This window comes from Streptomyces sp. NPDC054840, from assembly GCF_053611065.1.
Map to the genome: position 1 here is coordinate 1 of NZ_JBSGZP010000218.1, position 10,579 is coordinate 10,579.

At 71.8% G+C, this 10,579-nt stretch carries 9 protein-coding genes; 7 read left to right on the forward strand and 2 right to left on the reverse strand.

From position 1 onward, the window contains the following. Nucleotides 1–110 precede the first annotated feature (110 nt). A complete protein-coding gene (locus ACWGIU_RS17440; RefSeq protein WP_453706718.1) occupies nt 111–983 on the reverse strand; it encodes a hypothetical protein in 873 nt (290 codons plus the stop codon). A gap of 303 nt (nt 984–1,286) precedes the next feature. Between ACWGIU_RS17440 and ACWGIU_RS17445 the strand changes: the two genes are divergently transcribed. Genes ACWGIU_RS17445 through ACWGIU_RS17460 form a run of 4 tightly spaced genes read left to right on the forward strand, consistent with a single transcriptional unit; the run spans nt 1,287 to nt 6,626 of the window. After that, on the forward strand, nt 1,287–3,578 hold the full coding sequence (locus ACWGIU_RS17445) for a HAMP domain-containing protein (RefSeq protein ID WP_453706720.1): 2,292 nt from the start codon (nt 1,287–1,289) through the stop codon (nt 3,576–3,578). Nucleotides 3,579–3,584: 6 nt separating this feature from the next. Continuing rightward, nucleotides 3,585–5,036: a poly-gamma-glutamate synthase PgsB gene (pgsB, locus tag ACWGIU_RS17450; RefSeq protein ID WP_453706722.1), complete on the forward strand. Its 1,452-nt coding sequence runs from the start codon at nt 3,585–3,587 to the stop codon at nt 5,034–5,036. After that, nucleotides 5,033–5,515, forward strand: coding sequence for a poly-gamma-glutamate biosynthesis protein PgsC/CapC (locus ACWGIU_RS17455; protein WP_403621921.1), 483 nt, complete (start codon nt 5,033–5,035; stop codon nt 5,513–5,515). Before pgsB ends, ACWGIU_RS17455 begins: the two co-directional genes overlap by 4 nt. A 40-nt stretch (nt 5,516–5,555) precedes the next feature. Beyond that, the gene (locus ACWGIU_RS17460; protein WP_453706723.1) at nt 5,556–6,626 is read left to right on the forward strand and encodes a C40 family peptidase; all 1,071 of its coding nucleotides are present in this window, start codon (nt 5,556–5,558) and stop codon (nt 6,624–6,626) included. Nucleotides 6,627–6,784: 158 nt separating this feature from the next. Here the strand turns inward: ACWGIU_RS17460 and ACWGIU_RS17465 are convergent, their stop codons facing one another. After that, nucleotides 6,785–7,483: a SigE family RNA polymerase sigma factor gene (locus tag ACWGIU_RS17465; RefSeq protein WP_453706725.1), complete on the reverse strand. Its 699-nt coding sequence runs from the start codon at nt 7,481–7,483 to the stop codon at nt 6,785–6,787. 189 nt (nt 7,484–7,672) lie between these two features. Between ACWGIU_RS17465 and afsQ1 the strand changes: the two genes are divergently transcribed. From afsQ1 to ACWGIU_RS17480, 3 genes are read left to right on the forward strand one after another with little or no spacing between them, the layout of a single operon-like run. Further along, on the forward strand, nt 7,673–8,350 hold the full coding sequence (gene afsQ1, locus ACWGIU_RS17470; protein ID WP_063754818.1) for a two-component system response regulator AfsQ1: 678 nt from the start codon (nt 7,673–7,675) through the stop codon (nt 8,348–8,350). A 53-nt stretch (nt 8,351–8,403) separates the two neighbouring features. After that, nucleotides 8,404–9,834 carry a sensor histidine kinase gene (locus ACWGIU_RS17475; protein ID WP_453706727.1) on the forward strand — a complete coding sequence of 477 codons (1,431 nt, stop codon included), beginning with the start codon at nt 8,404–8,406 and terminating at the stop codon, nt 9,832–9,834. After that, nucleotides 9,827–10,456, forward strand: a complete 630-nt coding sequence (locus ACWGIU_RS17480) for a hypothetical protein (RefSeq protein ID WP_453706729.1) — start codon at nt 9,827–9,829, stop codon at nt 10,454–10,456. The genes ACWGIU_RS17475 and ACWGIU_RS17480 overlap by 8 nt, the downstream gene beginning before the upstream one ends. Nucleotides 10,457–10,579 lie beyond the last annotated feature (123 nt).

Genomic DNA, 10,579 nt, shown 5'->3' on the forward strand with positions numbered 1-10,579 from the left:
CCCGAATACGCCCAGTATGGGGGCGCCCCTCCGCCTTGCGATGCACCGCATCCGACGCCGTGCGCTGATCCACCGGGGATTACGGGACAGCCCTTAGCCGCCGGAATCCCTCAGAGGCGGGACCAGCGCTCGGTGAGGGTGGTGAGCGCGGCCGCGGCCCGGTCGAGGCCGTGGTCGTCGCCGCGGAGCGTCTTGTTGAGCTCGACGTGAAGGAAGCGGGACCGCCGGTCGGCGGCGGTCCTGCCCTGTTCGTTCTCCCGGCCGGCGAGCTTGCAGCGCGTGGAGTACGCCGTACAGACCTCCAGGCCGTCGCGCCGCAGCGCGGCGGTCAGCCGTTCGGCGTCCGCGACGGCGCTGTCGCCGGCTCCGGTGGAGACCACGGCGTCGCGCCCGCGGAACGACTCGTCGGCGAACCCGTGCAGCTGGACGCCCGGCAGGTTCCTGCGGGCCAGCTCCTCCACCACCCCGTGGAAGACCGAGTCGTCCCGGTGCGCCACGTCCGCCGCCCCGTCCTCGCCCGCATCCCGGCGGGCCCCCGCGAGCACGAGCACCCCTCCCGGCGCGCCGCGCAGCACCCGTGCCCCCAGGAGTTCGGTACGGGCGTCGGCGACCGGGTGGGGGACCTGGACCGACCAGCGTGCGGGCCCCTCCAGGTCGACGTACACCCGGCCCCAGCCGCGGCTGGTGTGGCCCGATTCACTCACCGCGTCCGCCACCTCGGCGTACCGGCGTCCGGTGGTGGCGTCCGTGACGGTGCGGAGGGTGAAGTCGATCTCGGACAGGCCGGTCCGCGCCGATTCCGGATCTCCGTCGAGCAGGTGGGCGAACGCCCTGGTGAACGCGAGTCGTTCCTGGTCGGTGGGGGTGCGGTACCCGCCGCCCGCGCCGAAGCCGGCGGTGAATCGGGCGATCCGCTGCTCCAGGTCGGTGCCGGCGGCGCGCTGGGGAGCGGGTCCGGCCGGGCGGGCCGGCGGTGCGCTCACCGAGCTCGCCACCCAAAGCAGCAAAACGACACAAAAGGCGATGAAGGTGCCGCACAGAACCGCGATCGTTATCCGCCTGGTCCGTGGAGCGCTCATAGTCATACGAAAATAGCGGAGTGATGCCCTCCGCTTTTCGTCCCTCCGCTCCTCGCTCCGGCCGCCCGCCCTCATGACCGGGACCCGTCGGCGGACCGGCCCGCGCTGACCGGACGCGCCGCGGCCCTCCCCGCGCCCACCGCAAGCCCAGATCATCACATCCCCTAGGCCGCACCGGCTCCAGGACAGAACGAAGAGGAGCCCGCGTTGGCCGCGTTGCGACCGAAGCGGCGGCACCGGACCCGCCGTCGGGCCGACATGTCGCTCCTGGGTGGCATCCGGCCGCCCATCGCGGCCCTGTCGGCCCTGCTGCTGGCGCTCGCCGCCCTCACCGCGTTCCAACTCGGTCACGTGGGCAGGGAGACCGTACCGCCGGCCGTTCTCACCTCCCAGCAGTACTTCGCGGAGGACGGCGCCATCGCCCTGCGCGCCTCCCTGGACGAGAGCATCACGGACATCGGCAGGACCGCCTCCCTGTTCAGCTCCGGCGAACCGGTCTCGCCCGACTCCGTGCTCGACAAGCTCGGCAGCGTCTACCAGAAGTGGCGCGGCACGGCCGTGATCGAGATCAAGTCGGGCCGACTGGAGGCGCAGCGCGGGGAGAACCTCCCGCTGACCGCCCTCGACCTGACCGCCCTCGACGGGGAGTCCGGCCTCGCCCCCCGCATGGTCCGGCTGGAGAACGGCGAGACCCGCCTGCTCACCCTCGCCCTGCTGTCCTGGCCCGACCGCCCCCAGCAGCTCCTGGTCGCCTCCAGCAGCCTGAAGGTCCCGGGCATCAGCCTGGGCAGGTCCCGCGCCATCGCCGTCCTCGACTCCTCCGGCCAGGTCCTGGGCAGCGACGGCGTCGGTGGGTCCGGGCAGGAGAAGAAGCAGCTCGCGAAGTTCGCGAAGACCGTCGCCCAGAAGGCCGAACGGCACCCCCTCCAGGCCAAGGAGCCCGGCTCCGGCGGCTTCGCCGGCGTCAGCGGCAGCCTGCTCGGGGACGTCAGGGACGGCCACCGCTCCGTGGCCGGCTACGCGAAGCTCACCGGTTCGCAGCCCGGCGTGGGGACCGACGCGACCGCCCTCGGCCTCACCGTCGTCTCGTTCGTCGGCGTCGCCGAGGAGCGTTCCGCCGCCGTCGACTCCTTCTTCTGGATCGCCGCGTCCGCCGCCCTGCTGGTGCTCGGCGCACTGGCCGTGGCCCTGCTCGTGACCACCGTCCAGCGCCCGCTGCTCCAGCTGTTCCTGGAAAGCCGCCGCATCGGCCGCGGCGACCTGAACCGGCCCGTCACCCTGCCCAAGTACGGCGAGGCCGCCCGCATCGGCGCCGCCCTCGACCGGCTGCGCCGACAGCTCCTCGGCGAACCCGCGGCGGAAACCGGGCGCCCACGCGGCGGCCGCCGCGCCCGGATCGGGACCCGCGCCCTCCTCGCGGTGTGCGCGATCCTGCTGCTGGTGTGGTCGGCGCCCCTGCTGCTGACGCTCAACCGCGCCGGGGCCTCCGTCGCTGTGCCCAGCACGATCGTCGACGACCAGCGCGAACGTACCGACACCCTCGCCGACCGGGTACGCCGCGCCCTCAACGAAGGACACGCAGACCTCACCTCCGTCGCCTCCGTCATCAGCGGCAAGAACACCCCCGACGAGCTGACCGAGCTGCTGGAGCGCACCCGTGACCAGCACGGACGCTACGCATCCCTCTACGTCCTGCACGCCGACGGCACCGTCCTCGCCCGTACCGGCGGCAAGCCCCACCATCCCGCCGGCAAGGGCCCCTCGAAACAGCCGGTGACCCTCGTCGACAGCGGCAACCGACCGGTCGTAACCGAGTACGCCGAGGCACCCGGCCTGCCCGGCGCCGCCGTGGTCGGCGAGCTGCGCATCGACCTCCTCAACGCCATGCTCAAGCGGCCCGGCCTGGGCGAGGTCCGCGTCGTCGACGCCGGGCACCGGGTGATCGGCGGCAACAACGGCTACCTGGCCTTCTCATCGCTGTCGGACGCCGGGCTCGACGCCCTGGTGAGCGCCGCGAACGAGAAGAGCGGCGCGAACGGCAAGGCCGAGAAGAGCCCGCGCGCCAAGAGCGCCCTGCTCCGTGACGGCGGCCTCTCCATCGCCGCCGCGGCGCCGATGACCGGTGGCGGCGTGGCCCAGTCCCTGGACTGGACCGTCGTCACCTGGCAGCCGGCCAAGGGCCTGGAGATCCCCGCGTACACCGCGCAGAACCGCACCGTCCTGGCCGGACTGCTCGGCCTCACGGGCGCCGCGGCCTGCCTCGGCTGGATGCACATCATCGTGGTGCGCCCGCTGCGCGACCTCGCCGGCCGTGCGGAGGCCCTGGCCGACGGCGACCGCCGCACCGTCGTCTACCCGACCCACCACGACGAGGTCGGCGCCGTCGCCCGCAGCCTCGAAGTCATCCGTCTGCGGCTGTCGGCGCAGCGCAAGCGGGACACCGCCGGCGGCGCCCCCGGTCGGACGCCCGGCCCTGCCACCCCGGCCGGAAGGAACTGATCCAGCGTGCTCTTCCTCTACTGCGTGCTGCTCTTCAGCTGCCTGGTCATGCTCGTCGCGGGCGTGGTCGAGCAGCGCCGGCACTACGCCAACCTGGCGCAGATACCGAACCGGGTGCTCGTCAACGGCATCCGCGGCAAGAGCTCCATCACCCGGCTGTGCGCGGGAGCCCTGCGCGGCGGCGGGCTGGTGACGGTCGCCAAGACCACGGGAACCGCGGCCCGCTTCATCCACCCGGACGCCACCGAGGAACCCGTCCACCGGAAGTTCGGTATCGCCAACGTCGTCGAACAGATCGGCATCGTCCGGCGCGCCGCCGCCTACCGGCCGCACGCGCTGGTCATGGAGTGCATGGCGGTCATGCCGGCACTCCAGGAGATCAACCAGTCGAAGCTGATCCAGTCGACCATCGGCGTGCTGTGCAATGTCCGCGAGGACCACGTGGCCGAGATGGGCCCCACCCTCGACGACATCGCACGCTCCCTGTCGCGCTCGATGCCGCACGGCGGAATCTGTGTCACCGCCGAGCAGGAGCGCTTCCACGTGCTCCAGGAGGAGGCCGACGCGCGGAACTGCACCCTCGTCTACGCCGACCCCGACACGGTCAGCGACGACGAGCTGCGCGGCTTCAGCTGGTTCACGTTCAAGGAGAACGTCGCCATCGCGCTCACCGTCGCCGAGCTCCTCGGCATCGACCGCGAGACCGCCCTCCAGGGCATGTACGACGCCCCGCCCGACCCCGGCGTGCTCTCCGTCGAGAGGTACGTGGCCCCCGGCGGCAAGCGGGTCCGCTTCGCCAACGTCTTCGCCGCGAACGACCCCGAGTCCACGCTGATGAACATCAACCAGCTCCTCGACCTCGGCGCCGTCGACCGCCCCCTCAACGTCGTGATCAACTGCCGCCCCGACCGGGTCGAGCGCAACGGCCAGATGGGCGCGATCGTCCCCGACCTGATGCCCGACAAGGTCTTCGTCATCGGGCACCCGGCCAAGAGCGCCATCGACGCGATCCCGGCCGAGTGGCGCGGGCGCGCCGTCGACCTCGGCGGCGACCAGCGCGACGGCGAGGAGTTCATGAACGAGCTGCTCGGCCACCTGGGCGAGAGCTCCTCGCTGGTCGCCATCGGCAACATCCACGGCCAGGGCGAGATCCTCCTGGAACACCTGGCTGAACTCCCCGGCTTCGAGGACGAGCCCGACCGGCCCGACGAGCCAGGCCGGGCGGAGTCCTACGGAGCGGCCCCGGACCGTGAGCCCCCCGTACCCCGGCAGGCCGCGCAGCCGCTGTACGTGCCGCACCTCGACCCGTACGCCGACCTCACCGCCGCCCAGGAGGCCCGGTTCGCGCAGCCCCCCGTGCCGCGGCAGTACGTCCACCCGCCGCAGCAGCCCTGGCCGCCCCACCCGTACGAGCCCCACCCGAACCAGCAGTGGCAGAGCCCAGGAGAACCCCGTTGATCCCCGCAGTCCTCACCCCCGAGATCGCCGCGATCGGCATCGCGCTGGGCCTGCTGTTCTCCCTGCTCTGCTACCTGACGACGAACCTCTCGCCCGGCGGCATGATCACCCCCGGCTGGCTCGCGCTCACCCTCATCGAGGACCTGCAGCGCGCCGCGCTCGTCGTCGGCATCACCGCCCTGACGTACGCGCTCACCCTCGTCACCCAGAAGTTCGTCATCCTCTACGGCAAGCGCCTGTTCGCGGCCGTCGTCCTCATCGGAGTCCTCCTCCAGGCCACGGTGGTGATCGTGCTCCAGATGAAGTTCCCCCTGCTGTACGCGAACCAGACCCTCGGCTTCATCGTCCCCGGACTGATCGCCTACCAGCTCGTCCGCCAGCCCAAGGGCGCCACGCTGCTCGCCACCGGCTCCGCGACCCTCATGACGTACGTCGTCCTGACCTCGGGCATCCTGCTCGGCTTCCTGCCGCACGCCTGACCGACGCCGGCCCGACCACCCGCACCGCCCGGAGCAACCGATGACCGCCAGACCCACCCGCCGCACCCACCCCGTCCTGCACGCCGTCGTCGTGGCGCTCCTGCTGGCCGGCAGCGCGTACTTCACCTACGAGCTGCGCAAGGAGGAACAGGCCAAGGCCCCGGCGGTGCTGCGCGTCACCGATCAGGCGCACCAGGCCGGTGGCCAGGAAGGTGCCCAGACGTGGGAACGGCTCAAGAACCCGGAGCGCTCGGTCCTGCGCGGCGCGGACGGCGCCGTCCTCGCCACCTTCACGGACGGTGCGCGCACCGCGTCGCTCACCGGCAAGAGCCGTACCTTCACCGAGCCGGCCACCACCGGCACCCGCGTCGTCACCGAGACCTGGGTCCGCCTGCTGCCGGAGAGCTGGCGCAACGGCGCGGAGCGCGAGCAGTGGTTCCGGGACTGGTTCAAGAAGTACTACGGGAGCGAGGAGGACGACCTCTTCGCCATCGCCTTCCAGTACGGGGACCAGGCACCGGTCAAGAAGGACGCCGCCGGCGTCCAGTACGCGGGCGACGCGGCCTTCGGCCCGCTCAACCCGAACGGCTCCGCGGGCAACGACCTCCGCCTGGAGCAGTCGGACTTCTACGACTACCTCGGCATCCCGTACACCTTCCGCAACGGCACCACGGAACGGCCGGAGAAGGCCAAGCACCGGGCCATGGACTGCTCCGGCTTCATCCGCACGGTCTTCGGCTACCGCGGCCGCTTCCCTCTGATGGCCTCCGACACCGCGGGCAACGGACTGCCGCGCACCGCCAACGGAATGGCCCGCTCGAAGGCCGGCGTGGACATCCTGGCCCTCAAGGGCGTCGGCCCGGGGGACCGGCCGGCCTCCGTCGACGTCCTCCAGCCGGGCGACCTGGTGTTCTTCAAGCTCGACGGGCGCACCGGCGACCGTCTCGACCACACCGGCATGTACCTCGGCAACGACACCGACGGGCACAAGATCTTCATTTCGAGCCGTGAAGAGGCCAACGGGCCCACCATCGGTGACAAGGGCGGTGCCTCCCGCCTCGACGGCAACGGCTACTACGCCGCCGCCCTGCGGAGCGCCAAGCGCCTGTGACCCGGCCGCCCGCGCGGCCCGCCCGCGGCGCACCGGACATGTGAAAAGGCGGGATCAGGCGGACCCCCGTCCGCTCGATCCCGCCTCTTCCCCCCGCGGCCCCCGCCCCACCCCCGTAGGACGGGCCCCCTGGCCCGATGGCTTCTGTGTGTGCCGCGTTACGCGACGAGCTCCTCGAAGGACTCGGCCTCGTCACGGCCGAAGCTGAGCGCCTCGTCCTCCCGCAGGCGGCGCAGCGAGCGCCAGATGCTCGACTTCACCGTGCCGACGCTGATGCCGAGGATCTCCGCGATCTCCGGGTCCGTGCGGCCCTCGTAGTAGCGGAGCACCAGCATCGTGCGCTGCGGCTCCGGGATACGGGTCAGGGCCTGCCACAGCACGGCGCGCAGCTCCGTACCGCGCATCGCGTCCGTGTCGGAGGCGGTCTCCGGCAGCTCCTCCGTCGGGTACTCGTTCAGCTTCCGCCGACGCCACGCGCTGATGTGCAGGTTCGTCATCGTGCGGCGCAGGTAGCCGCCGACGGCCGCCTTGTCGCTGATCCGGTCCCAGGCGCGGTACGTGGAGAACAGCGCGCTCTGCAGCAGGTCCTCGGCCTCGTACCGGTCACCGGTGAGGTGGAAGGCCGTCGCGTACAGGGCGGTACGCCGCTCCTGGACGTATGCCGTGAACTCCGCCTCCGAGAGGGAGGAAGGAGTCCGCTCGGCGGCGGGAACCGCCTGGTACTGGTTTGCGTCAATGGCTACGACGTGGGTCGGCCGGGGACGGGCGACCGCCACCGTACGGACACCCGCCCGGCGGTTCACATCGTGCAGCCGCGTGACAACCGCGCTGGTGGTGGTGCTGTGCAGCGTGTTCATCTCGCGCCCCCCGTCGTGGAGTGTGTCTGCTTCGGTCCGTTGTGCGTTGATGAAGAGATTGCCCCGCCGACTTAACCGGGGTGTCCGTCGACTGTCACAGCCGTGTCACAGCGACTTCTGACAGGACCCCGACAGGATCACGACGCGCGACGGTCGAACTCCCGACGGCCGATGGGTCAGAATGAGCCCGTGCCTTTCCTGTTGCTGATCGAGGACGACGACGCCATCCGCACGGCCCTCGAACTCTCGCTGTCTCGCCAGGGCCACCGTGTGGCCACCGCGGCGACGGGCGAGGACGGCCTGAAACTGCTGCGCGAGCAGCGGCCGGACCTGATCGTGCTGGACGTGATGCTGCCCGGGATCGACGGCTTCGAGGTGTGCCGGCGGATCCGCCGCACCGACCAGCTGCCGATCATCCTGCTCACCGCGCGCAGCGACGACATCGATGTCGTCGTCGGGCTCGAGTCGGGAGCCGACGACTATGTGGTCAAGCCCGTCCAGGGCCGGGTTCTCGACGCCCGGATCCGGGCCGTACTGCGCCGCGGCGAGCGCGAGTCGAGCGATTCGGCGAGCTTCGGCTCCCTGGTCATCGACAGGGCCGCCATGACCGTGACCAAGAACGGCGAGGACCTGCAGCTCACGCCGACCGAGCTGCGGCTGCTGCTCGAACTGAGCCGCCGGCCCGGGCAGGCGCTCTCCCGCCAGCAGCTGCTGCGGCTGGTCTGGGAGCACGACTACCTCGGTGACTCGCGGCTCGTCGACGCCTGCGTGCAGCGGCTGCGCGCCAAGGTCGAGGACGTGCCGTCGTCGCCCACCCTGATCCGTACCGTCCGGGGTGTGGGCTACCGCCTGGACTCCCCGCAGTGATCCGGTCGTTGCTCGCGGGCCGGCGCTGGACCAGCCTGCGGCTGCGGCTCCTCATGGTTTTCTGTCTGGTCGCGCTCACGGCCGCGGTCTCGGCCTCCGGCATCGCCTACTGGCTGAACCGCGAGGCCGTCCTCACCCGCGTCCAGGACGCGGCCCTCGGCGACTTCCGGCAGGAGATGCAGAACCGGGCCGCCGCGCTGCCCGCCGATCCCACCTCCGAGGAGCTGCAGCGCACCGCCGAACTGATGGCGGGCAGCAGCCCCGGATACAGCGTGCTGCTGGTGCAGGTGGGCAAGGACAACCGGCAGATCTTCGGCGCGGCGGGGCCCGACTCCTTCGGGCTGGCCAACGTACCGAAGTCCCTGCAGAACGCGGTGAACGACCGGCAGAAGACCACCGCCGCGAACGACTCCGAGTACCACGTCTACTGGCAGCGGACGAAGCCGCACGGCAATCCGTACCTGGTCGGCGGGACGCGGATCGTGGGCGGTGGCCTCACCGGCTACATGTACAAGTCCCTCGCGCAGGAGCGGGACGACCTGAACGCACTCGGCTGGTCGCTGACCATCGCCACCTGTCTCGCACTGCTCGGCTCCGCCCTGCTCGCGCAGGCCGCGGCCCGTACCGTGCTCAAGCCCGTGCAGCGGCTCGGGGACGCGGCGCGGCGGCTCGGGGAGGGCGAGCTGGACCACCGCCTCGACGTGTCGGGCACCGACGAACTCGCCGACCTGTCGCACACCTTCAACAAGACGGCCGAGGCGCTGGAGAAGAAGGTCGCCGACATGAGCGCGCGGGAGGAGTCGAGCCGGCGCTTCGTCGCGGACATGTCGCACGAGCTGCGGACGCCGCTGACCGCGCTGACCGCGGTGGCCGAGGTGCTGGAGGAGGAGGTCGACGACCTCGATCCGATGATCGCACCGGCCGTGGCGCTCGTCGTCAGCGAGACGCGCCGCCTCAACGACCTGGTGGAGAACCTGATGGAGGTCACCCGCTTCGACGCGGGTACGGCCCGGCTGGTGCTGGACGACGTGAACGTCGCCGACCAGGTCACGGCCTGCATCGACGCCCGGGCCTGGCTCGACGCGGTCGAACTCGACGCCGAACGGGGCATCGTGGTCCGCCTCGACCCGCGCCGCCTCGATGTCATCCTCGCCAACCTCATCGGCAACGCGCTCAAGCACGGCGGCTCGCCGGTACGGGTGTCCGTGACGGTGGAGGGGGAGTGGCTGGTGATCGCGGTGCAGGACAACGGTCCGGGCATTCCCGAGGAGGTCCTGCCGCACGTCTTCGACCGGTTCTACAAGGCGAGCGCGTCACGGCCGAAGTCGGACGGCAGCGGGCTCGGCCTGTCGATCGCCATGGAGAACGCGCACATCCACGGCGGCGACATCAGCGCCGCCAACGTGGCGGGGGGTGGAGCCCTGTTCACGCTGCGGCTGCCGGTGGACGTGGGAAAGGTGATCGCGGGTGACGAGGATGCGTAGGGCTCTGCCGGTGGTACCGGTGGTGCTGGTTCCGTTCGTCGCGGTCGCGTTGCTGGCGACGTCGGCCTGCGGGATCCGGGCGACGACCGTGCCGGTGGACGTGGGCGCGGCGCCGTCGCGGGTGTCCTGCGACACGCAGGAGCAGCCGAGCGGGGTGCAGGGCTTCCGGGCCACGGTGGAACTGGTCTGCGGATCACAGCTGGTGGGTGTGGAACGAGTGGTTCCGGTGCCCGAGAAGAAGGTCGTACGGGACCCGCTGGCGATGGTCGCGCAGGCGCTGCTGGAAGCGCTGGAGCGGACGCCGACCACGGAGGAACGGGACGCCGGTTTCACGAGCGAGGTCCCGGTCGGGCTGTCGGCGGGAGCGCCCCGGCCGGGCGACCCGGCGGGCACGGTGCGGCTCAGCCGCAAGCCGGAGGACCTGCCGCCGGTGGCGCTCTCGCAGATCGTGTGCACTCTGGCGGGCAGCGAGGCCCTGAAGGCGACCCCGGGCCCGGTGATCCTGGGCGGGCCGGACGCGGATCCGCCGCGGGCGTGGGAGTGCACGGACGCGGTCCGCTCCCGGCCGGAGTCGGTGCCGACCCTGGGCGAACTGGTCCGCCCGGCCCCCACCCCTTCCTGAGGCGCGCCGCCGGCTCCGGAGCGCCCCGCGGCTTCGCACCGCCGCGCCGCCCTCCGGCCGGGGTGCGCCCGCCCCCGGACACGCCACCGGCCCCCGAGCCGGAGCTCAGGGGGCCGGGAGGAG

What these genes read in the sequence shown, in the direction of transcription:
- ACWGIU_RS17460 (WP_453706723.1), top strand. Translation starts at nt 5,556, where the DNA reads ATGACCGCCAGACCCACCCGCCGCACCCACCCCGTCCTGCACGCCGTC.
- ACWGIU_RS17465 (WP_453706725.1), bottom strand. Translation starts at nt 7,483, where the DNA reads ATGAACACGCTGCACAGCACCACCACCAGCGCGGTTGTCACGCGGCTG.
- ACWGIU_RS17475 (WP_453706727.1), top strand. Translation starts at nt 8,404, where the DNA reads ATGGTTTTCTGTCTGGTCGCGCTCACGGCCGCGGTCTCGGCCTCCGGC.
- ACWGIU_RS17480 (WP_453706729.1), top strand. Translation starts at nt 9,827, where the DNA reads ATGCGTAGGGCTCTGCCGGTGGTACCGGTGGTGCTGGTTCCGTTCGTC.